Source organism: Paenibacillus anseongensis, from assembly GCF_009757995.1.
GTDB lineage: Bacteria > Bacillota > Bacilli > Paenibacillales > NBRC-103111 > Paenibacillus_E > Paenibacillus_E chondroitinus.
The window spans coordinates 1-22,667 of sequence record NZ_WSEM01000019.1 but is presented as its reverse complement, the minus strand read 5'-3'; the positions used below and the strand labels follow the sequence as shown (position 1 = coordinate 22,667).

18 protein-coding genes are annotated in these 22,667 nt (G+C 46.6%); 14 read left to right on the top strand and 4 right to left on the bottom strand.

What is annotated here, in order from left to right; translation table 11 throughout:
* The first annotated feature begins 60 nt into the window (after window positions 1-60).
* The 9 genes from GON05_RS23410 (at window position 61) to GON05_RS23370 (ending at window position 9,446) form a co-directional block, all read left to right on the top strand.
* Complete coding sequence (locus tag GON05_RS23410) at window positions 61-864, top strand: uroporphyrinogen-III synthase (RefSeq protein ID WP_157322420.1); 804 nt, start codon at window positions 61-63, stop codon at window positions 862-864.
* 122 nt (window positions 865-986) lie between these two features.
* The gene (locus tag GON05_RS23405; protein ID WP_157322511.1) at window positions 987-1,313 is read left to right on the top strand and encodes an ArsR/SmtB family transcription factor; all 327 of its coding nucleotides are present in this window, start codon (window positions 987-989) and stop codon (window positions 1,311-1,313) included.
* A 40-nt stretch (window positions 1,314-1,353) separates the two neighbouring features.
* Complete coding sequence (locus GON05_RS23400; protein ID WP_157322418.1) at window positions 1,354-1,866, top strand: SRPBCC domain-containing protein; 513 nt, start codon at window positions 1,354-1,356, stop codon at window positions 1,864-1,866.
* A gap of 268 nt (window positions 1,867-2,134) precedes the next feature.
* On the top strand, window positions 2,135-2,764 hold the full coding sequence (locus GON05_RS23395; protein WP_157322416.1) for a LysE family translocator: 630 nt from the start codon (window positions 2,135-2,137) through the stop codon (window positions 2,762-2,764).
* Between the two features lie 78 nt (window positions 2,765-2,842).
* The gene (locus tag GON05_RS23390) at window positions 2,843-4,102 is read left to right on the top strand and encodes an FAD-binding protein (RefSeq protein ID WP_157322414.1); all 1,260 of its coding nucleotides are present in this window, start codon (window positions 2,843-2,845) and stop codon (window positions 4,100-4,102) included.
* A gap of 75 nt (window positions 4,103-4,177) precedes the next feature.
* On the top strand, window positions 4,178-4,939 hold the full coding sequence (locus tag GON05_RS23385; RefSeq protein WP_157322413.1) for an IclR family transcriptional regulator: 762 nt from the start codon (window positions 4,178-4,180) through the stop codon (window positions 4,937-4,939).
* Window positions 4,940-5,027: 88 nt separating this feature from the next.
* A complete protein-coding gene (locus GON05_RS23380) occupies window positions 5,028-5,909 on the top strand; it encodes a fumarylacetoacetate hydrolase family protein (RefSeq protein WP_157322410.1) in 882 nt (293 codons plus the stop codon).
* A 41-nt stretch (window positions 5,910-5,950) separates the two neighbouring features.
* Entirely contained in the window at window positions 5,951-7,420 is a 1,470-nt protein-coding gene (gucD, locus tag GON05_RS23375; RefSeq protein ID WP_157322408.1) for an alpha-ketoglutaric semialdehyde dehydrogenase GucD, read from the top strand.
* Window positions 7,421-7,457: 37 nt separating this feature from the next.
* Window positions 7,458-9,446, top strand: coding sequence for a YjhG/YagF family D-xylonate dehydratase (locus tag GON05_RS23370; RefSeq protein WP_157322406.1), 1,989 nt, complete (start codon window positions 7,458-7,460; stop codon window positions 9,444-9,446).
* Between the two features lie 100 nt (window positions 9,447-9,546).
* Here the strand turns inward: GON05_RS23370 and GON05_RS23365 are convergent, their stop codons facing one another.
* The 4 genes from GON05_RS23365 to GON05_RS23350 all read right to left on the bottom strand — a co-directional run bounded on the left by GON05_RS23365 (window position 9,547) and on the right by GON05_RS23350 (window position 15,552).
* Entirely contained in the window at window positions 9,547-10,665 is a 1,119-nt protein-coding gene (locus GON05_RS23365; protein ID WP_157322404.1) for a GerAB/ArcD/ProY family transporter, read from the bottom strand.
* A 308-nt stretch (window positions 10,666-10,973) separates the two neighbouring features.
* Entirely contained in the window at window positions 10,974-12,125 is a 1,152-nt protein-coding gene (locus GON05_RS23360) for a Ger(x)C family spore germination protein (protein ID WP_157322402.1), read from the bottom strand.
* A gap of 29 nt (window positions 12,126-12,154) precedes the next feature.
* Window positions 12,155-13,708, bottom strand: a complete 1,554-nt coding sequence (locus GON05_RS23355) for a spore germination protein (protein WP_157322401.1) — start codon at window positions 13,706-13,708, stop codon at window positions 12,155-12,157.
* A gap of 185 nt (window positions 13,709-13,893) precedes the next feature.
* Entirely contained in the window at window positions 13,894-15,552 is a 1,659-nt protein-coding gene (locus tag GON05_RS23350) for a GMC family oxidoreductase (protein ID WP_309492704.1), read from the bottom strand.
* A 132-nt stretch (window positions 15,553-15,684) separates the two neighbouring features.
* Here GON05_RS23350 and GON05_RS23345 point away from each other — a divergent pair, with 132 nt between their 5' ends.
* The 5 genes from GON05_RS23345 to GON05_RS23325 all read left to right on the top strand — a co-directional run bounded on the left by GON05_RS23345 (window position 15,685) and on the right by GON05_RS23325 (window position 22,437).
* The gene (locus tag GON05_RS23345) at window positions 15,685-16,404 is read left to right on the top strand and encodes a ThuA domain-containing protein (RefSeq protein ID WP_157322509.1); all 720 of its coding nucleotides are present in this window, start codon (window positions 15,685-15,687) and stop codon (window positions 16,402-16,404) included.
* A gap of 67 nt (window positions 16,405-16,471) precedes the next feature.
* On the top strand, window positions 16,472-18,151 hold the full coding sequence (locus GON05_RS23340) for a GMC oxidoreductase (RefSeq protein ID WP_157322397.1): 1,680 nt from the start codon (window positions 16,472-16,474) through the stop codon (window positions 18,149-18,151).
* Between the two features lie 733 nt (window positions 18,152-18,884).
* Window positions 18,885-19,859: an ABC transporter permease gene (locus tag GON05_RS23335; protein WP_157322395.1), complete on the top strand. Its 975-nt coding sequence runs from the start codon at window positions 18,885-18,887 to the stop codon at window positions 19,857-19,859.
* A gap of 19 nt (window positions 19,860-19,878) precedes the next feature.
* Window positions 19,879-20,763: a carbohydrate ABC transporter permease gene (locus GON05_RS23330; protein WP_157322393.1), complete on the top strand. Its 885-nt coding sequence runs from the start codon at window positions 19,879-19,881 to the stop codon at window positions 20,761-20,763.
* A 90-nt stretch (window positions 20,764-20,853) separates the two neighbouring features.
* Entirely contained in the window at window positions 20,854-22,437 is a 1,584-nt protein-coding gene (locus GON05_RS23325) for an extracellular solute-binding protein (RefSeq protein WP_157322391.1), read from the top strand.
* Window positions 22,438-22,667 lie beyond the last annotated feature (230 nt).

The following is a 22,667-nucleotide window of genomic DNA, read 5'->3' as shown; positions in this document are numbered from 1 at the left end:
GAATTCAGCGGCTAATTTCTATATACTTTTCATAGTAAGATAGGGGGGAATTGGAGAGAGATGGACAAATTATCGGGTAAGAAGATCGTTATTGCGGGATCCAGAAAAACAGAGGAAATGAGTTTGCTCATTCAGAAACAGGGTGGAACACCTGTAGTTCGTCCCTTGCAGGGCTTCATTTATTTGGATGAGTCGGCCGTAGAGAAGGAATTGCTCTTTTGCGCAAATAACCAAGTGGACTGGTTTGTATTCACAACGGGAGTTGGCACAGAAACGCTGCTTGACGCGGCTGAAAAGTTAGGTGTTGCTTCCATACTGCTGCAAAAAATGAAAGATGCGAATGTTGCTGCGCGCGGATATAAAACAATCAATTTACTTAAGAAGTTAGAGATAAAACCAACCGTCATTGATGAAGATGGGACGATCCAAGGTTTAATTAACCGTCTGGATGATTGCGATTTCGCGAATCAAACAGTCGTCGTGCAACTGCACGGAGAACCACAGCCCGCTTTGATTCAATTCTTGGAGGAACGGGGAGCAACTGTCGTTCAGCTTTTGCCTTATCGGCATATTGAACCGGAATCCGCCGTACTTGAAACGTTGTGCCACGAACTTACAACGGGTTCGATTGATGCGGTATGTTTCACCACAGCCGTGCAAGTAAGGTACTTGTTCGAATATACGAGACGCCAAGGGATTAGTGATGCCGTGAGACAAGCTTTTTCCACCCAGGTAAAAGCAGTTGCAGTCGGCAAAGTAACCGCCGAGGCACTAAGAGATGAAGGGTTGAATCAGGTCATTGTGCCTGAAACGGAACGAATGGGAGCTATGATTATTGAATTAGTGAAGGATTACAGTAAATAATATCTAATATTCCTTTACAGGAATATTCCTTTCGTGGTATATTCGGTTTAGCAAGTGAAGCATCCATGACTCACACGAACCGAAGGCCCCGTATACTTACAGCAAGAGAACGGATGATGACAATGGATATTAACGTCATGAGTGCCTTAGCAGAACCAACCCGCATGCAAATGGTTGAGCTTTTGCGCGAATGTCCGCTGACCGTAGGGGAAATCGCCGAACGGCTGCAGCTGCGGCAGCCACAAGCTTCCAAGCATTTGCGTGTTCTCAGCGAGGCCGGCATTGTGGAAGCCGAGGTGGATGCGAATCGCCGAATCTACAGGCTGCGGCCGGATCCATTTCGAGAACTCGACAAATGGTTGGAGAACTACCGCGTCATCTGGGAGCAGCGTTTCGACCGCCTGGATGACTATTTGCAGAAGCTGCAGGGTAAGGACACCAAGAATTGAACGATTGTGACCCATCAAAGATATCGAGGAGGAAGTTAAAATGGCGGATCAACTGGTATCCAAGGTAGAGGATAAGGTATTAATTTTGGAGCGTGAATTCAAGGCCCCTCGCGAGCTGGTATTTCAGGCTTTCACACAAGCGGAACATTTGAAACATTGGTGGGGACCTAGAGGATGGACGGTTCCGGTATGCCATGTTGATTTCCGCGTAGGCGGGGTATGGCATTATTGCATGAAGTGCGAAGATAAGAACCAGGGCGACTTCTATGGCATGGAATCATGGGGCAAAGCGGTGTACCGTGAAATCGTCGTGCCTGAGAAGATCGTGTACGTGGATTTCTTCTCCGATGCAGAAGGCAACGAAGCGCCAAATATGCCGTCAACGATCGTGACACTGGAATTCATCGAGACCGAGAACGGGACGAAAGTCATTAACCGCGGAGAATATGCTTCAGCAGAAGGTTTGCAGCAAGTGATGGATATGGGCATGCTGCAAGGTATCACAGAAACTTGGGACAGACTGGGCGAACATTTGGCGTCGGTTCAGGCGTAATCGTTCAGATAAAAAGAGGGTAATCTTCAGTCAAATTAATGACCGAGGATACCCTCTTTTGTATGTAATGGTGGAATGGGGGCTGCTATTTCCTCATATTTGGCTGTCATACAGCCAAATATGGAGAAATAAAGCCCTGTAGTTCCCCGCGGGCAGCCCGATCCCCGCTTTTCGCCGAAATAGCGGACTGTCGTTCCTCTAATTTAAGTTGGCTGGACAGCATGAATTGTGATACGATGTTCTGAATTTAACCATAGGAGGGACGCCCTTGATCAGTCTTACTACATTAGTTGCTTTTGGAATTGTATCGCTGGGGATGGTATGCTCTCCCGGGCCCAATATGATTTACCTGATCTCGCGTTCGATATCGCAAGGTCGCAAAGCCGGCATTATCTCTCTGATGGGCGTTGCGCTTGGATTTCTCGTTTATCTGATTGCCTCTATGGTGGGATTGATCGCTATTTTCAATACGGTGCCGATTATTTACACGGCTATGAAGTGGGCGGGAGCGGCTTACCTGCTTTGGTTGGCGTGGAAAGCAATGAAACCCGGCTCTACTTCATTGTTTGAACCCATCGCGCTCCCGATTGAGAAGCCAAGGAAATTGTTCCTGATGGGTTTCATCACCAATTTGCTTAACCCCAAAATCGCCGTGTTGTACATCTCGCTTCTTCCGCAATTTCAAGATCCTACACAAGGCTCCTTGCTGGCGCAAAGTGCGACGCTAGGATTGACGCAAATCGTAATCAGCTTTGCAGTGAATCTGTTAATCGTGCTCACTGCAAGTAAAATTGCCGGCTGGTTCGGCAAACGCCCGACATGGCTTAAAGCACAGCGATGGCTTATGTCCGGAGTGTTGGCTGGGCTTGCCGTGAAGCTGGCGATCCAGCGCCGGTAATTTCTTTCCTAAGCAAGGAATTATGATCGCTGTAGCGAATGTTTAAAGCGAACGTTTAATTCGAAGGAGCGTGAACAGATGGAAAACAATTTGAACTGGGCTGGAAACTACCGGTACAGCGCTACAAAACTGCATACTCCCGTAAAAGTAGAAGAGGTCCAAGAATTAGTGGCTAGAAGTAAACAGATCAAGGTGCTTGGCACACGGCATTCATTTAATAGCATTGCCGATTGTACCGAAAGTTTGCTTTCGCTTCAAAACCTGAATCGTGTAGTGGCGTTAGATACCGTTCGCAATAAGGTAACGATTGAAGCAGGAGTCCGGTATGGTGAGTTAGGTGAGTACCTACATAAACATGGTTACGCGATTCACAATCTGGCGTCCCTGCCGCACATCACCGTTGCGGGTGCCTGTGCAACCGCATCGCACGGTTCTGGCGATCGGAATAGCAACCTTGCTAGTATTGTTGATTCGATAGAGGTGGTTCAGGCGAACGGAGAACTGGCCGTATTCTCTCGCGAACAACAAAATATCGAAGGCGCTGTTGTTGGACTAGGAGGACTTGGCGTCGTCACGCAAATGACGCTGGATGTGATCCCGGCTTTTGAAATTAGCCAGCACGTCTATGACAATCTGCCTTTTGAGCAGCTGGAGACGCACTTTGATGATATTTTTTCCCATGCCTATAGTGTAAGTCTATTTACGGATTGGAAGAGTGCGACTATTAATCAAGTTTGGCTAAAAAAGAAAGTGACAGATTCTGTTTCAACTCAGGCAGAGGCTGAATTTTATGGCGCCAAATTGGCAGACTCGCCACGGCATCCTGTACCGGGACACACGGGGGAGAATTGCAGTGAGCAAATGGGGATTCCGGGACCATCGCACGAAAGATTGCCTCACTTCCGCATGGATTTCACGCCGAGCGCCGGAGAAGAGCTGCAAAGCGAGTATTTCGTGCCACGTGAAGCAGCTTATCAGGCCTTGTGTGCGATTAATGAAATCCGTGAGCAAATTGCCCCGCTTTTGTACATTTCTGAAGTTCGTTCAGTCGCAAAAGATCTTTTGTGGATGAGTCCGAATTATAAACAGGATTCTGTTGGTATTCATTTCACTTGGAAGCCGAATTGGGAAGCCGTGAAGCAAGTTCTGCCGGTCATTGAAAAGCAGCTTGCACCATTTCAGGCTCGTCCGCATTGGGCGAAATTGTTCACGATGCAGCCTGCGGTTTTGAAATCCTTATATGAGAAACTGCCGGATTTCCAGGAGCTGCTCCTTCGTTATGATCCGCAAGGGAAGTTTAGAAATGACTTTTTAAACACGTATGTATTAGGCGAATAAAATCTGCGATAAGAAGTTCATCTTGCTTGAATGGGCGATTAGGATTATTATGGATGTGTAGATAGAGGTGAAACCATGCCTATAATTCAAGCGCTGGACAGAGCATTGAAGATTATGGATTTATTCGACGAGTACACGACAGAGTTAAAAATTACAGAAATCAGCGCAAGAATGGAGCTTCACAAAAGCACGGTACACTCCTTGTTGAAAACGCTTCAGATGCACGGTTACATCAATCAGGATGTAGAGACCGGGAAGTACAAGCTGGGACTTAAGCTTTTGGAAAAAGGACAGCTGATGCTGCAAAGCTTGGACATCCGTACTGCAGCCCGCAAGCATTTAGTTGCTTTGTCGGAACAGACAGGACAAACAACTCATCTCGTTATTCTTGATGGGAAAGAAGGCGTGTATTTGGATAAAGTTGAAGGGGAAAAAGCTGCGATTCGTTATTCCCGAATAGGGCGCAGAATTTCACTTCACAGCAGTGCGGTAGGCAAGGTACTGTCAGCTTTTAGAACGAAGGATGAGATCGATGCGCTCCTGCGAAATTACCAATTCTCCAAGATTACAGACGTGACGATTACGGGAAAAGACGCTTTCGTTAACGAGCTTAATCAGGTAAGAGAGCAGGGTTATTCCATTGACAACCAGGAGAACGAACCTGGCGTTCGGTGTGCAGCGGCACCTATTTTCGAGCATAATGGCTCGATTGTAGCAGCAATCAGTATTTCAACTTTACTCTCAACGGTGGATGATTCATTGTTTAAGGCGTATATTGCTCTTCTTAAAAAGGAGGCAGAAGCAATTTCGCTAACCCTGGGGTTTCGGCACGTTTGATCGAGCATGTCGAGTCCAGGCATTTTTTTCAACTGTATTATAGAACACTGTTTTATAATATAAAACAAATTAGAGGAGTGAGCTAACAATGAGAATTATCCGTTATGCAAAAGAAGGGTCTACACAGCTAGCTGCCGTCAATGATCAAGATCAAATTTTTACGCTGCCGCAAAGCGATTTTTTGGCACTGATTCATGAAGCTGACGCTTTGGAAACAACACCTTTGGCATTGGTTCTCAAAACAATTGATAGCAGTGAACCGTTAGCGGATCAAATCGAGCAGCTTCAGCTTCTCGTTCCCATTGAAGCACCGGAAGTGTGGGCTGCCGGGGTTACCTATGAGCGAAGTCGTGATGCGCGCAATTATGAAGCAACGGAAGGCAGACTGGATGCTTCCACTTTTTACGATAAAGTGTATGATGCTGTGCGTCCGGAAATCTTTTTTAAGTCAACCGCAGCGCGAACAGTAGGTCCCGGCGGCGAAGTACAGCTTCGCAGCGATTCCGTATGGCAGGTGCCAGAACCGGAGTTAGGACTTGTTCTAAACGCGAAAGGGAACATCGTCGGCTACACCATTGGCAACGATATGAGCTGCCGGGATATCGAAGGCGAGAATCCGCTTTATTTGCCGCAAGCCAAAGTGTGGAAGCGTTCGTGCTCGCTAGGACCCGCAATTCGCTTAGCCGAAACAGTAGAAGACCCGTATAACTTGCAGATTACAAGCCTAATTTATCGGGACGGGGAAAAAGCAGTCGAGGGAACGGCGAGTACCGGTCAACTCAAACGCAAACTTGAGGAACTGACGGAATATTTAATACGGGATAATGAGCTTTTTGAAGGTACCGTATTACTGACGGGAACGTGTATTGTCCCTCCTAACGAATTCACGCTCGCTCATGGCGACAGAATTGAGATTGAGATTTCAGGTATCGGGACACTTGTTAATCATGTCGTAAGTGCTGGCCGCTAATTTTACCTTATATAAAAACATATCTTGTAGGAGGATTAATCATGACAACCAAATTCGTCGGCGGACAAACGTATTTGAATTACATTAACGGGGAATGGCAGGCAGCCGGTACTGGGCAAACCGTACCGAGCATCAATCCGGCTAAAAAAAGCGAAGTCGTGGGCTACGTGCAATCGTCGTCATTGGAGGATTTAAAGCAAGCGGTTGCGTCCGCCAAATCGGCACAGCAAGGTTGGAGAAAGCTGTCGGGAGCAGCAAGAGGCGACTATTTGTTCAAAGCAGCCAATGCGCTTGAGAGCCGCATCAATGAAATTGCGGAAAGCATGACACGTGAAATGGGCAAAACGCTGCCGGAAGCCAAAGGGGAAACGGCAAGGGGCGTAGCCATCTTGCGCTATTACGCCGGTGAAGGCATGCGAAAAATCGGCGATGTCATCCCCTCGTCAGATAGCGAAGCGCTGATGTTTACGACCCGCGCACCGCTTGGGGTTGTCGGTGTTATTTCGCCTTGGAATTTTCCCGTTGCTATTCCAATCTGGAAAATGGCGCCAGCTTTAATCTACGGCAATGCCGTTGTGCTGAAGCCTGCTCAAGAGACGGCCGTGACGGCTGCCAAAATCGTGGAATGCTTCGCAGAAGCGGGACTTCCAGCGGGTGTGTTAAATCTGGTAACCGGCAGCGGAGCCGTTATTGGGCAAGGTCTTGCGGAGCATCCGGATGTGAACGGAATTACGTTTACGGGCTCCAATCAAGTTGGCAAACGGGTTGGCCAAGCGGCACTTGCCAGAGGAGCGAAATATCAGCTCGAGATGGGCGGGAAAAATCCAATCCTGATCGCTGCGGATGCAGATCTCGATTTAGCGGTTGACGCGACGATCAGCGGAGGCATCCGTTCGACAGGCCAGAAATGTACGGCGACAAGCCGTGTCATTGTGATGAGTGAGGTCTATGAAGCTTTTAAAGAAAAGCTGCTGAGCAAATTACAAGGATTAACCGTAGGTCACGGTATGGATGCCGGAACATGGTTAGGACCTTGTGCAAACGAAAATCAGCTGAAAACGGTGCAATCCTACATTCAAAAAGGGATTGAAGAGGGCGCTGAGCTGCTATTCGGCGGATCATCCCCGGACCATCCGGATCTTGCCGAAGGCTTTTATATACAGCCAACCGTCTTCGATAAAGTAACGCCGGAAATGGCGATTGCCCGGGAAGAAATCTTCGGACCCGTTCTTGCACTTATTCAGGTTGAGTCCATGGAACAAGCCATTCAGGTAGCGAATGATTCGGATTTCGGCTTGAGCGCTTCCATTTACACGCAAAACATCGGCAATATTCTTTCATTTATCCAAGATATGGATGCTGGTTTGGTAAGAATTAACTCAGAGACAGCTGGCGTGGAGCTGCAGGCACCATTCGGCGGTATGAAACAGTCCAGCTCTCACTCACGTGAACAAGGTCAGGCAGCTATTGAATTTTTCACCTCGATAAAAACCGTATTTCTCAAAGCGTAGCTCCTGGTTAGAAGCTGATTCGGAAGGGTGAAGGTTAATGACTGAGCAGTTAGCATCGATTATGGCTAATGAAAATAACGATTTATATACCATTCATACGCATGCACAAGGCCCAAAAGGCTCATTGCCGTTAACGAAAGAGATGTTACTGAACGCTCCAAGCGGAGAGTTGTTCGGTCTGACCCAAAATGTGGGGATGGGGTGGAAGCCGTCTCGCCTGAAGGGGAAGCAGTACCTTTTGCTGAGTACGCAAGGCGGTATTCGTAAAGAGGACGGCAGTCCGGTTGCTCTTGGCTATCATACCGGCCATTGGGAAGTTGGCCTTTTGACGCAGGCGGCTGCCGAAGTGATTACAGAAAGCGGCGGGGTTCCTTTCGCCGGTTATGTGAGCGACCCTTGCGACGGCAGGTCTCAGGGAACGGAAGGGATGTTTGATTCTCTTCCATACCGGAATGATGCAGCGATTGTTTTCCGGCGTCTGATCCGCTCGTTGCCGACACGCAAAGGCGTTCTCGGTGTGGCAACCTGCGATAAAGGACTGCCGGCGATGATGATTGCGCTGGCCGGGATTCATGAGCTTCCATGCGTGATCGTGCCTGGGGGCGTAACTTTGCCTCCGACGGAAGGTGAGGATGCCGGGAAAATCCAAACCATTGGCGCAAGGTACGCGAATGGGGAAATCAGCCTGGAAGACGCTGCAGATCTCGGCTGCCGGGCTTGCGCAACACCGGGCGGGGGCTGCCAATTTCTTGGAACGGCCGCCACATCGCAGGTCATTGCAGAGGCAATGGGGATGACAGTGCCGCATGCTGCGCTTGCCCCATCCGGACAGCCCGTATGGGAAGAGATGGCTAGGCAATCGGCACGTGCCATGATGACACTGGAGGAGAAGGGCATCCGGATGAAGGACATTTTGACGGAAGCGTCCATCCACAATGCCATGGTCGTTCATGCGGCTTTTGGAGGATCGACAAACCTGCTGCTGCATATTCCAGCTGTCGCTCATGCGGCAGGACTACCGGTTCCGACAGTTCAGGATTGGATACGTGTGAATAAGCAAGTGCCAAGGTTAGTCAGCGTTTTGCCGAACGGTCCGGAATATCATCCGACTGTGAGGGTATTTTTAGCTGGCGGGGTGCCCGAAGTGATGCTGCATCTTCGCCGTCTGGGCGTCCTGAAAGAAGAGGCGTTGACTGTAACGGGCGAAACGCTGGGGACTGTCCTGGATTGGTGGGAGTCGAGCGATCGTCGCCGTAAAATGCGGAGCCTTCTCATGGAAATGGACGGCATTGATCCCGATCAAGTCATCATGAGTCCGGAACGTGCCAAAGAAAGAGGATTAACTTCAACAGTCACGTTCCCTATGGGGAATTTGGCGCCGGAAGGCTCGGTCATTAAATCAACAGCGATTGACCCGACAACCGTTGGGGAAGATGGCATTTACCGGCATCGGGGCAAGGCGAAAGTATTTACCTCGGAGAAAGCGGCTATCTTGGCCATCAAAAATGGCGGCATTCAAGCCGGCGATATTATGGCGTTAATCGGACGTGGACCATCGGGTACGGGGATGGAGGAGACGTATCAATTAACCTCGGCGCTAAAACATCTGCCGTTCGGTAAATACGTGTCGCTAATTACCGATGCGCGGTTTTCGGGCGTGTCCACAGGTGCCTGCATCGGCCATGTGGGACCTGAGGCGCTGGCCGGCGGTCCGATTGGGAAGCTTCGAGATGGGGATACCATCGATATCGTAGTGGACCGCAATAGTTTGGAAGGCACGATCCATTTTCTAGGTGCCGGTGACGAAGTGCTCAGCCCTGATGAAGGAGCGCTTGTGCTTGCAGCACGCGAGCCTCATCCAGAGCTCGCCGCAGATCCGAAACTTCCGGATGATACGCGGTTATGGGCAGCTTTGCAGGCTGTCAGCGGTGGGACATGGGCAGGAAGCGTTTATGACGTTGAGCGGATTATCGCTGTTTTGGAAGCAGGCAAAAAAGCTTTGGCTGAGGCCGGGCGGAATGGTTAGAACGGATAGGTCCGATAAAGCAGTTCTGTTGATGATTTCAACAGGACTGCTTTTTTGTGTTATCTGTTTTTAGGTGACAAATAAGATTAATTAGAGAGATTTATCTACTCGCCGTAGAAGCGTTCTTCCATTTGCTCTTAACGAGATAGACGATCATAACAAGTAAAACAGGCAGAAAATATCCAAAAGTCCCCCATAAAGGATGAATAACAGATATAATTCTAGCCCAGTAGGCTCCTCCTCTTGCGTAGATATTGAATGTTAGAAAACAACAAATTGCACACAATGGAAGGATTAGCAAACGGTCATCTTGTAATTTGAGTAAATGGGTAAATGTGAGGTTTAAGACAAATAAAACGATAGTTGCTTTCATGTAGGAAGCTACAATTAATGAAATTCCAATAAGTGACTCAATTCTCTGAATGATATCGTAAAGTTCTATGGTTCGAGCTAATTGAAACATCGAAAATCGCCGATCCGCGGCTATTGGGCCATATGTCATCAATGTACATAAAGTGACAGTAACCAAACAAAGGCCATTCATGACAAGGGCGATAAATAGTCCACTCATCAACCGTTTATTTTGTTTTTTGGAAACAAATGGAAGTAACATGCTAAAAAGGAAGATTTCAACATAAGGAAAGCCAAATGAAAAATAGGTGCCAAGTAATACGGGTTTAATCCCATAAGGCATTACAGGTACTAGGTGTGAGGGATCGTAATTTATACTGGCAAGTATTAAAATGATGAACACATAGACCATAACCATCGCAGTAAGGAAAACAAACATACGCGCTATCACTTCTATCCCCATTCGTACCGTTGCGTAAATCAAGAGAAAAATTAGGGTATTAAATACGTAGATGGGTGTCTCCCGCATCATGGTAGTGGTCATAAAAATCCCTATATCTAATACAATGCCGGAAGTCATATGAAACTGAAAGGAGATAAATGGGATAGCCAGCAGATAGGTCATCCAATTTCCTACCGTTACTCGGCTGTATTCAATAAAAGTAAGATTAGGAAATTTATTGTGCATATATAAGATACAACTTAAGCAAAGAAGGCTAATGGAGCACGAGATTAGAAGGGATATCCAGGAACCGTTGCGTGCAAACTGGATTAAGGGCTGAGGTATATTAATGATGGAGGATCCTGTCAAAAATATAAAAAAGACCACAGACAACTGGCCCGTACTAATCTGTTCTTGCATTTTCATTACGTTCCCGCCTTTTCATCTGATAGAGGTTCACTAATGAGGCGCTGCATTTAAGAAGTCAACGATTCGTTGGGATGGAACTCCAAATACGAATTCAGCCACATCGTATAAATACAGCCATTTTAATTCAAAAATAAAATTGGCTCCAAGATAGAACGAAACTAGGATCAGGAAGAAATAAATCTTGATCTCTACAGGCGGCCTTTTTACTATTCGAGGCCATTCAAATAGCAGGAAAGGGACGTATACAATTAATACTATAATTAGTTTTATTAGCATCATTGTAATTGTCCTTTCCGAGTTGTGACTTATTTAGCTAGAGGCATGCCGCCGCTCATTCCCGTATTCGTAATCGACACTTCGACATGGATATTAAAACGAATATCGGCGAAATGGCTCCCCCAATTTTCTTTCCATTCGAACCATAAGCGGGGATTTTTTGCAAAAACTTTATCGCCAATGCCGATGGCATCTAATTTACTTGATTGCAGGTGATGAATAACGGTAAGCAATTCTTTTTTTACTTGCTGGATGATTCGTTCCTTAAAAGCTTGTTCCTCTTCTTCCGTTCTGAGCGTGGTGCAGTTTAGTTCCCCCACAGCTCCTTTCAGCTTAGTTGTGACATTTACGGTTACTTCACTATTTTTAAGTGATGTCTGTAGGTTGGTATTTTCTTGAAATACTTCGAATGTTTCCTTCATGGTATTGTCGTTCTTTTTGCATGATGTAGTGATTACACTGCTTTTGAATTTGCGGTTAAGCATAAGAAATGCATTAATTTCTTTGGGCGGAAGGATTTCGACCAGCTTTCCTTTCTCAATTAATGCGACCCCAGCAACGCTTGGGACATTCCCGTGGACTTTATCTATCGTCAGATAGGGAACTTTGGCTATACCGGCTTCACTTTTCATTTGGATATGCGTGTCCAGCATGGTCGCTTTTAATGTTTTTCCTGTAAACGTATAGGCGCTTTCATCTGCCGAGTGTAACTGCTGTCCAATTGTATATTCTATATAAGGCTTGAGATGCAAGAACTCCTCGGATCTTCCTTTCGTTATAAGTAGAGCATTGGTAGGTCTTGGTTCATGATCGCGTCTGAATAAGTCGAGGACTACACCTAAATTCATTTTTTTCACAACCTCATCGCTGACCAGTATGACACGCATGTGATCCCACTTGGCCTTACGTCCGAGGTGGAGCGCAATATCCCGGATGGCATCAAATACATTCTCGCCTTCAGTCTTAATGGTGAAAGAGGACTTAGGCATATTTGGCTTCATCATACCGCCGGCTCCGCTCGGCTTATAGAAAAGTGTGGTTAGCTCAACTTGACCTTTGTTTGACAGATCAATGGCCACAGCTTGTACAAAGGAGTATTCAATTAGTTCTGCTTTGTTCCAGCACCCAGTTAAAGAAAATAAAAACAATCCAGATAATGTGAGCACGATTAGCTTTCTCATTGTTTATTTCCTTCTTCCTGTGGCAACGGTCACTTTCTAGGCGATCTATGCATATGCCTGTTTCGCGGAGAGCGGAGCAGAATTTTCAAAGGGAAACGTAAGAAACCATCTTTTAATTGTTCAACCCGCAAAGGGGCCCATGGAGCCAGATAAGGCTGACCTAAGGAGCGTAAACTCACTAAATGTAGAAATATAAACAGGAAACCAATCATGAAACCAAACCCGCCGAGTGTAGCCGCCAGAAGCATTAAGGGGAATCGCAGGATTCGCAAGGCGATGGCCATATTATAATTGGGTAAGGAAAATGAAGCGATTCCTGTCAGTGCAACGATAATAACCATAATGGGTGAAGCAATTTTGGCCTCAATCGCAGCTTGTCCGATGACAAGCGCTCCGACGATGCTTACGGCGGATCCTACAGGTCTTGGCAGTCGTATCCCGGCTTCACGCATGATTTCAAAGAAGAATTCCATTAATAATGCTTCGATAAAAGCAGGAAAGGGAATCCCTTCACGTGTATCGATAATGGCTAGCAGAAGCACAGTTGGAATTAGTTCGGAATGAAACGTTGAAATAGCAATATACAGACTTGGCAACGTAAGTGCCATGATAAAAGCAGAAAGTCTAAGAAGACGGATGAGCGAAGTATAGAGGGAACGAATATAGTAGTCCTCACTTGAACTAAAGAATTCAACAAAGAGTCCTGGGCAGATCATGATGGAGGGAGAACCCGAAGTAAGGACAATGATCTTACCATCAAGAAGTGCTGCAACAGCTGTATCCGTTCGTTCTGTATGCCGATATTGCGGAAAAGGGGAATACGTGGAGTCCTCGATTAATTCTTCAATATAAGCAACTTCTAAAATCTCTTCCTGAATCGCTTTATCAAATCTGGTTTTAAATAAAGTTAATGTTTCTGGATTTACGGCTCCTTCCAAATAGCCAACGACAACCTCCGTATGTGTTTCTCCACTCGCAACGAACTTTAGAATTTTGAACTTGGAGCTTTTTAATCTGTTTCGCAACATCCCCAAGTTTATCCTCATATTCTCAACCGTGGCTTCTTGGGGTCCTCGAACAACGGGTTCGTTTAAAGGTTCGCTTATTTGCCTTGCATCGATAGAAAGCGCGTTAAAGCTGAGTGCTTTATCCCATTGATCAAAAAAAATCAAGACATAGCCATTTAAGATGTATTCTTCAATGCTCGTTAACTGAGTAATTAATCTCATATTCTTTGAAGTTACGCCATGGTGTTCAAAAAAGGAAAATGCATCCCCGAGCTCAGAATCAGATTCAACTTCGATATCATGAAAGACAAGATCCTCGAGAACATCTTTAAAATAGATTAATTCTTTGTCATTAATGAGTGAGTCGCAATAAACAATAAGAGCCGCGTTCGCTAAATTAGGCCCGAAATTTTTGGAAAGGTAAATAACATCGGAACAATCGGCAAGCCGTTGCTCTAACCAAGCTTGATTCTCCGCCAAATGAAAGGACAAGGGAGCTGCGTCAGAATTGGACGGAATGACATGGTTGTCGGATACCGGCGGTTTATTTTTTTTGAATAATTTTAGTAGATCCATAGTTCGGTTTCCTTCTGAACAGGTATATGGTTAGTTAGTATTCCAAGAAGCAGGAAAATTATGTGATTTGTTGCGATAGATAGCCCCTCTAGGGATTTAGGTAGGGGGCAGTCATCGCTTTTTTGGTTTAGGCATAGACTGGGGGTAAAGGAAAGGACGAAAAAACCGAATTGTTCGAGTCTATGTCAGAGTATTTGCTTGCAGATGTAATCAGCAGTTCGGATTGCTAAAGCTACTGTCGTCAATGTCGGATTCACTGCTCCCATGGAAGGAAGAACACTGTTGTCAGCGATGTAAAGACCGGAGATGCCATGAATTTGACCATATTGATTTGTGGCTGATGTAGAGGGATCATCACCCATTCGGCATGTTCCTGCTTCGTGGTTATCCCCACCTGGCGACATTAAGCAGATTGCTTGTGTGCCATTCAATGTGGCAAGTCGAAGCTGCATGGCTGCGGAAGCCCTTTCAATAGCGCTGTACATTTGGCGCATAATAACATCATCTTGCGGGCTGTATGAGAAATTAACCTGTATCTCCGGAACACCATAACGGTCCTTCCGGGTTGGGTCGATATAGACCTTGTTCTCATACCGGGCTTCAACCCTGCCGGAAGCACCGAAAAAGCTGATATGCCAATCATCTTTGACTGGTTTTTTCTCGTAATGATAGTTAAAGAATTGTTCAGGTCCTTGGAGCTGAAGCTGATACGGATGACCAAGAGACTCGGTGATAATAATGCCCAATGCACCTAAAGGTTCATAGAAACCCAATGTGCTGACATTGGCTGTGGCAATCAAGTACGAATGATTGATTAAGTAATGTCCGATTGCCTTCCCAGGTATTTTAGAGTTAAGCAGAATGCGCGGTGTCTGCAGGGCACTAGCTGAAAGAATGACATGATTTGCTTTTATGAAATATGAGCGCATATCCGGGGTGATCACCCTTACGCCGATGGTTTTTCCTCCTTCCGTCACAACTTCCGTCACATTGCTATTAACGGCCAAGTCGAAGGGGCGATGACTTAATGCTTTGGCCAAAAAAACGATCGAGCTGAAAAACACATTAGCATGCAGCTTCCCGTACCGCGTCTCATCAAGATCAGCAGCGATAGGAATATCGTCAGCTGTGTGGAATCCGTTATCCCGCAGCCGCTGGAGAAGGATTTGTGTGATGGATGAACCTTTCGTATAGGCGGTTGTTACGTTCATAACCTCTTCAGCGATATTGTAATAAGTCTCCATTTCTTCAAGGGGAACAGGCCAGTTTGCCAATTCATATGCGGCCATGCGAGGAGAGATCGCCCCCCACAACAAGGTTCTTCCGCCAAGCGCATAAACGAGCTTCATGCCAGGAAATTGCGGAAGTCTGTTCCCGATCGGATCCATTATTTCAGGTGGCGCATACAATCTGAAATTATCTCCGTTAATTGTAGCTATATTTGCTGCATGGGTGGGTAGGGAGAGATCTCCTTTTTCAAGAATACCAATTCGCTTTCCCGCATGCTCCAACTGTTGGCTTAAGCGCCAGAGTGCCGCGCCTCCACCGGCGCCAGATCCAATAACAAGAACATCGTATTCCGTTACAGCCATTTGTTCGATGGGCGTAAGCGGAATCCAATTCGGCATAAAGTATTGCTCGTGAACTGGAGGACAGAAAGCGGCATTGATTCGATTGGTACTGTTCCATTCACTTGTGCTGGATAGGTTGATATGTAAACCGGCAAGGTCCATAAAAGGATTGGTTACGTGTGGATTGCTCGCGAGTAATTGTTCCAGTGCAATTTGAAAATGGCTGGACAACATATTTAAGGTATCACCGCGGTCAGCTACATAAATTTTCAATGAAGTCACATCCTTCAATAACATTCAATTCAATATATGTTTGGCGCTGAAATGTTTATGTCGCATGTTGGTTATTTAAGCTAGGGGGGACTCTTAGTGAGAACATTAATTGGAAACGGATGGATGTATGGAATGGAACCGGTCCGCGTAACGATTTGGAATGAATTTATCCACGAGAGAACGGACCCTAAGATTGCTTCTGTTTACCCTCATGGTATTCATCATACAATTGCACAGGGGATTGCGGAGTATGGATTTCAGATTCGAACCGCTACCCTGGAAGAGCAAGACCATGGATTGAGCGAGAAGGTACTTAATTCCACTGATGTGCTAATTTGGTGGGGGCATCTAGCGCACGATCAGGTGTCTGAGGAAGTTGTCACACGCATTCAAAGAAGAGTATTGCAGGGAATGGGTTTGATTGTACTTCACTCCGGACATCGATCCAAAATATTTCAGAGATTAATGGGAACCACTTGTGACTTAAAATGGCGAGAAGATGCGAAAAGGGAACTACTCTGGGTAGTCAATCCTGCCCATCCGATTACACAAGGCATCGGTGAGTATATTGATCTCAAGCCGGAGGAAATGTACGGGGAGTTTTTTGACATACCAGCGCCGGAAGAGCTTATATTTATAAGCTGGTTCGAAGGTGGTGAAGTGTTTCGAAGCGGGTGCACCTACACGCGCGGTCTTGGGAAAATATTTTATTTCAGACCTGGACACGAGGCATATCCAACCTATTATCACAAGCAAGTTTTGAGGGTAATCGCTAATAGTGTGCGTTGGGTGGCATCCGCTCATGGAGCGGCGCCGACTTTCGGTAACTCAGCGCCATTCGTAACGTTTTGATAACTAGTTTAAAGGATAACTTGAAACGTTAGGTTACACGATTAGGCTGGATGGAGAGTGAAAGCCTTTGAGAATATGGGTCGCGAACACACAGGAAACACTTAGAGTTATTGGGGTGAAAAACGCAATACCCCTTGAAGAGCTCATTGAACTCAATCCGTATATTGCCCATCCGGATCTCGACATTACCGGCATATCTGTCTATCTTCCTTCCGAAACGGCATCGAGAAATTCAATGGTTGGTTCGGTTACTTCCTTGCCGACTTGTTCAGTTGAACCAACAGAAACGCTGAACAACTGGATTCCCCTTACGCCGCTATCTGAGATGGCTCAACAGGAATATGATGTTCTCATCATTGGCACAGGTGCCGGCGGAGGATCTGTGCTCTGGAGACTCTGCGAACAATGGAGGAAGGAAAAGAAGCGGATTGGCATCATTGAACGGGGGGATCAAGTCATCCCGACGCATGCTCGCAACTTGCCGACGTTAAACCAAGATCGTCTCGTAGCTTATTTTAGTTATTTATCCAAGCCGCTGCCTGGCGCTTTGCCTGATTATCCGGGGGCCAGACAGCTTTTCGCGTTGGGTGGCAGAACGCTATTCTGGTATGCATTTACTCCCCGGTTACATGAATGGGACCTGGCGAAGTGGCCCATACCTATCCATGAGATGGAAAGCTATTATGGTATTGCCGAGCAAGTCATGAATGTCACAAATGCCTTCGCTGAAGGAGCATCGTTCACGGAAATTTTACTGGAGAGGTTATGGTTGCGCGGTTATTCGAAAGCAAGCTCTCTTCCAATTGCAGCTGATATTGTTCCTCAGTCTCTGGGGCAAATCCATACCGATATGTTTACGAGTTCCATTTCCTTACTTGCCAGAGCTCTGAACCAGAGGCCGTTCGATTTAGCGATTAACGCACGTGCCACAAAGATTCTTCATGATAATGGAAAGGTCACAGGCGTTACGGTCGTTTCACCGGATAAAACCGGTTATACCTTAAAAGCCAAAACCGTTGTTTTGAGCGCGAGTACTTTTGAAACGCCGCGGCTGCTCTTGCATTCGGGATTTCAGCACCGGGCATTGGGACACTTTCTAACGAATCAAACTTTCGTGCAAGCGACAGGATTGATATCAACTGCTGACTTTCCTATTCCATGGGGTCCGTTGAATATTATGATACCGCAGAAAGCGGATACGCTTTATTCAGTGTTAATGACAGGGCCCGAAGCCTTCTACTGGTATCCGGTTAGCGTTGAAAGACCTTTATCTGATGAAACCACGGTCAATTTCTATGGGTACGGCAAAGTTGAACCGAGATTCGACAATCGGATTATACTAAATCCGGACAAAATTGATGATTACGGCGTTCCTGAAATCAAAGTGCATTTTTCCTTGAGCGAGGCTGATTGGGGCGTCGTTGGCCAAATGACGGAAGGAATAAAGCGTATTGCCAAAGACACAGGCATACGTTTGGTCACCAAGAACGGGAGGCCACCCACTTGCCTGACTCCGCTCGGTGATTTGCATCATGACTCAGGCACGTGCCGAATCGGAGACGATCCCAATACTTCCGTAGCAAATTCATACGGTCAGATTCATGGCGTCTCTAACCTCTATGTGGCCGATAATAGCGCGTTGCCTTACATCGGAGCTGAGAATCAAACATTGACGACGATCGCGCTTGCGATTCGTACAGCTGATCATATTGCTAGAGAAGGAGGTGTACAGGTTACTACGAAATGAGAAAGATACCGCATTGGCTTAGGAGCCCGGAGATTCTTCTCCTGGGCTTTTTAGCCATTGCTGTTGGTTTCCATCCAAAATTATGAGTGATCACTTAAGCAGAGTTCGATTTGAAAAAGAAGAGTTAAAGAATAAATATCCTACTTATTTTAAATAACATGATAATCTTGAAGACCTGTCGATACTGGCAGGTTTTTAATTTGTATGAAGCAAGGGGGAGATGTGTGCGTGAAAACAGCAAAGAGGCGAGGGCAGAGGCTAGGGATATGTGTGCAATACGGCGGCGCGTGTCCATTTATCTCCAACGGAAACCACGGCCGTTATTAGCGAAAAAAAGCCCCTATTGTGTGTGTAACGGACTCCAGAGGCGTTAATAGCCGCAAATACGGCCTAAACACACAAAAATCACGCTAATAGCCGCGCTGGAGTCCGTTAGCTTTTGCAAAGGGCTCTTTTTCCGCAAATAAGAGCAACTGTGTCCGTTAGCGGAGCAGGTAGGCGTAAACCAGCAAGCTCAGGGTACGTAACAGCATCAATCGGACATTTTTGAGCCGTTTGCACCAGGAAATAAAAGGGATTTCCACTCTTTTATCGCGTTTGCATTTTCTTGATTTCAGCTCAAGTAAGGGGTTGGAAGGGCTTACAAAAATGTCCGATAGGCGGAAAACGGTTATGGCCGCATACTGAATCTACACCGCTCGCGAGGCGATCAACTTTCTTGGAGGTGAAGAGGATGAAACGGGTGACTGCACCTAATTCAATAGAAATTGCGCAACCGGGTACCCGTGAGCATGCGAAACGCCGTGCAAGCATAACGGGACGATTGCTGAAAGACAAATGGCTGTACGTGCTATTAGCTCCGGGATTGCTATATTTTATCATTTTCAAATATGTCCCGATGTGGGGCGTGCTGCTTGCGTTTAAAAACTACCAGCCATTTCTAGGCTTTTGGAAAAGCGATTGGGTTGGCTTAGATCATTTCCGCGTGTTTTTCACAAATCCTGAATTTTTCATGCTGCTTCGCAACACGCTATTGCTTTCGTTTTATAATCTGCTGTTTTTCTTTCCGGCACCGATCATTCTGGCGCTGCTCTTAAATGAAGTTCGCTTGGCCTTTTTCAAAAGAACGATTCAAACGCTGATTTATGTGCCTCATTTTATTTCACTAGTTATTGTGGCCAGCTTGACGTATGTGTTCCTGACCACACAAGGCGGGATTGTGAATGAGATGTTGGAGCAGTACACCGGCGCCAAAATTGATTTTCTGGCTAGTCCGCAGTGGTTCCGTCCGATGATTATCATGCAAACCATTTGGAAAGAATGCGGATTCGGCACCATCATCTTCCTTGCGGCTCTGGCCGGCGTGGATGTTGAGCAGTATGAAGCTGCCACTATGGACGGGGCCAATCGCTTCAGACAGGTGTGGCATATTACACTGCCATCGATTCGAAGTACGATCATCATTCTCCTCATTCTGCGGATGGGGGATGTTCTGGACAATGGTTTCGAGCAAATTTTCTTGATGCTGAACCCTTTGAACCGGGAATCAGCGGAAGTTTTCGATACTTACGTATATATGATGGGGATTACGCAAGGCGCATTCAGTTACAGTACAGCGGTTGGCTTGTTCAAAGCCATCGTCGGCGTCATTCTTGTTCTTGGCGCGAACTGGCTGGCGAAGCGTTTCGGCCAATCCGGCATTTACTAGGTGAAGGAGGAGAGGCGCATTGAATAAAAAATACAGAAGCGTATCAGGGACGCTGTTCGACGTAAGCAACTATATACTGCTTAGTATCATCGGGATCGTGGCCGTTCTGCCCTTCATCTATGTGGTGGCCGGTTCCTTCGCTTCGGATGCGGAGCTGACGCAAAGAGCGGTTTTCCTGATTCCCAAAACGTTCACCTTATCGGCTTACGCATTTATTTTCTCAACGGATACGATTTTGAAAAGTATTTGGGTTTCGCTTTACGTAACCATTCTGGGTACGCTGGTTAATCTGTTTTTTACCGTCACGATGGCGTATGCCCTATCCAAAAGAGGGCTTATGGGTCGAAATACCGTTTTAAACATGATCGTTTTCTCTATGCTCTTCGGCGGTGGTTTGATTCCGACTTATATCGTCATTCGAGAGCTGCATATGCTAGACACTTATTGGGCTCTAATGATTCCTGGCGCTATCAGCGCGTTTAACCTGATTATCGTCAAAAACTTTTTTCAAGAGCTCCCGCAGGAACTGGAGGAAGCGGCCAAAATTGACGGCTGCACCGAGCTAGGGCTTCTCTGGCGGATTGTGCTTCCTTTATCCATGCCAGTTCTGGCTACATTCACCTTGTTTTATGCGGTTGGCCACTGGAACAACTTTTTCTCCGCTTTGTTGTATCTCAACGATCCTGCCAAATGGCCGCTTCAGGTCATGCTGAGACAGATTGTTTTGCTCTCGCAAATGGCGGCAGGCGATATGAGCTCAGTCGATCCGCAGTTTGTGAAACAGCAGGAGCAGTCCATCAAGATGGCGGTTATCGTCGTCGGCACCATCCCTATTTTGCTCGTCTATCCGTTCCTGCAAAAGCATTTTGCCAAGGGGGTCCTGATTGGATCGGTCAAAGGGTAAACGGATTACGATAGGTCATCTTTACAGTTTCTCGGCAATTCAGCTTAGGCCGTGCCTGGGGACTGCTCATTTTAAAGGAGGAGCGATCACATGAAAAAGAATTCGAAAAAATGGATTTCCGTCGCAGCCGTCAGTACAGTAGCAATGACAACGATAGTTGGCTGCAGCAGCGGAGGTAAGGAAGCCGCAACCACTCCTTCATCCTCAGCATCTGCAGCGCCGGCTGCAGCTACACCAGCCCAGCAGCAAGCTCCGCTGGATCTTAACATCATGCTTCCGATCTTCAAGACGAACTTTCCGAAGGACGATGGTCCGGTTGTGACGGAAATCGAGAAAAAAACGAACACGAATATCCATTTGGAATGGGTACCTAACGCATCCTATACGGATAAATTCAACATCACGCTCGCTTCCGGGAAGCTTCCAAGCATCATCTACGTACCTGACGTGAAAAATCCGAGCTTTGTGAATGCAGCGAAGTCGGGCGCTTTCTGGGAAGTAGGCAAGTATTTGAAGGATTTCCCGTCCCTGAGCCAGGCGAATTCAATCATTATGAACAACTCATCTATTGATGGTAAAAACTATGGTGTTTACCGTGGGCGCGCGCTTGGGCGGAACGGGATTAATTACCGGAAAGACTGGTTGGAAGCCGTCGGCCTGCAGCCGCCAAAAACGATTGATGATTTCTACAATATGTTGAAAGCGTTTAAGGAGAAGGATCCGGATAAAAACGGTAAAAATGATACATACGGCATGGTCATGGTGAAATGGACCGGTCAATGGGCCAGCTCCTTCGACATTATGAAGCTTTGGTTTGGCGCTCCGAACAAATGGGGTGTCGTTAACGGCAAGCTGGTGCCGGAGCATCAAACGCCAGAGTATCTGGAAGCATTGAAATTTATGAAAAAGCTGTATGATGAGAAGCTGGTCAACCAGGACTTTGCTGTATTTGATTCGGCAAAATGGAATGACCCTGTCGTCAATAACCAAGCCGGCGTGATCATTGACGTTACGGATAATGCGGCTCGTTTGGACGATAAAATTCACCAAACGCTTGCGAAAGAAGGCAAAGATAAGCCGGATATTCATTATATTGATAACATGATTGGCGTGACTGGCAAAGATGGCCTTAAGGCGCTGCCTACCTCCGGTTTTGCAGGATTGCTTGCGATTCCGAAGTCGTCTGTGAAAACGGAAGACGATGTGAAACGCGTGCTGAAGTTCCTGGATCAAATGAACTCGCCGGAGCTTACCACCATGGCTGGTTATGGCTTGGAAGGCAAACACTACACCAAAGAAGGCGACGCTGTAGTGCCTAGCAAAGATTCCGCGCTTCTGGAGTCCGAAGTGGAAGGCTTGAACCAAATGCTGCCGTTCATTCCAGAGGATCGTGGTTTGAAGGTGAAACAAACACCGCTTCGGCTGCAAACGGCAAAAATTCAAAAAGAAGCGGAGCAATTCATCGTCGCTAACCCTGCCGAGCCGTTTATCTCCCAAGTCTACTCGCAGAAAGGCCAGCAGCTCGACAATATTATCAATGATGCGCGCATTAAATTCATTGTTGGTCAAACCGACGAAGCCGGTTTGAAAAATGCATTTGAGACTTGGAAAAAATCAGGTGGAGATGATTTGGTGAAGGAAATGAACGACCTTTACTCGGCTGTGAAGAAGTAAGAGGAAATCAGTTTAGGACTATTGCAAAATAGTGCTCAGGCACTCAGGATCCGCTATTGAATTAGCGGAGCTTGGGTGCTTTTTTGCTAGTTGGCACACATCTGGGCAGGTTAGCGGAACTACAGGACTCTATCTCACCCAAAAACAGCGATTTGCTGAAGTAGGAGGAACCAGTGCGGCTAGAATTAGAAGTGGACACATCGTTAAGTGACCCCAATAATAGACTTAAC

Bases quoted from the DNA above. Each gene is read 5' to 3' on its own strand.
- GON05_RS23410 (WP_157322420.1), top strand. From the start codon at position 61: ATGGACAAATTATCGGGTAAGAAGATCGTTATTGCGGGATCCAGAAAA.
- GON05_RS23405 (WP_157322511.1), top strand. From the start codon at position 987: ATGGATATTAACGTCATGAGTGCCTTAGCAGAACCAACCCGCATGCAA.
- GON05_RS23400 (WP_157322418.1), top strand. From the start codon at position 1,354: ATGGCGGATCAACTGGTATCCAAGGTAGAGGATAAGGTATTAATTTTG.
- GON05_RS23390 (WP_157322414.1), top strand. From the start codon at position 2,843: ATGGAAAACAATTTGAACTGGGCTGGAAACTACCGGTACAGCGCTACA.
- GON05_RS23385 (WP_157322413.1), top strand. From the start codon at position 4,178: ATGCCTATAATTCAAGCGCTGGACAGAGCATTGAAGATTATGGATTTA.
- GON05_RS23380 (WP_157322410.1), top strand. From the start codon at position 5,028: ATGAGAATTATCCGTTATGCAAAAGAAGGGTCTACACAGCTAGCTGCC.
- gucD (WP_157322408.1), top strand. From the start codon at position 5,951: ATGACAACCAAATTCGTCGGCGGACAAACGTATTTGAATTACATTAAC.
- GON05_RS23370 (WP_157322406.1), top strand. From the start codon at position 7,458: ATGACTGAGCAGTTAGCATCGATTATGGCTAATGAAAATAACGATTTA.
- GON05_RS23365 (WP_157322404.1), bottom strand. From the start codon at position 10,665: ATGAAAATGCAAGAACAGATTAGTACGGGCCAGTTGTCTGTGGTCTTT.
- GON05_RS23360 (WP_157322402.1), bottom strand. From the start codon at position 12,125: ATGAGAAAGCTAATCGTGCTCACATTATCTGGATTGTTTTTATTTTCT.
- GON05_RS23355 (WP_157322401.1), bottom strand. From the start codon at position 13,708: ATGGATCTACTAAAATTATTCAAAAAAAATAAACCGCCGGTATCCGAC.
- GON05_RS23345 (WP_157322509.1), top strand. From the start codon at position 15,685: ATGGAACCGGTCCGCGTAACGATTTGGAATGAATTTATCCACGAGAGA.
- GON05_RS23335 (WP_157322395.1), top strand. From the start codon at position 18,885: ATGAAACGGGTGACTGCACCTAATTCAATAGAAATTGCGCAACCGGGT.
- GON05_RS23325 (WP_157322391.1), top strand. From the start codon at position 20,854: ATGAAAAAGAATTCGAAAAAATGGATTTCCGTCGCAGCCGTCAGTACA.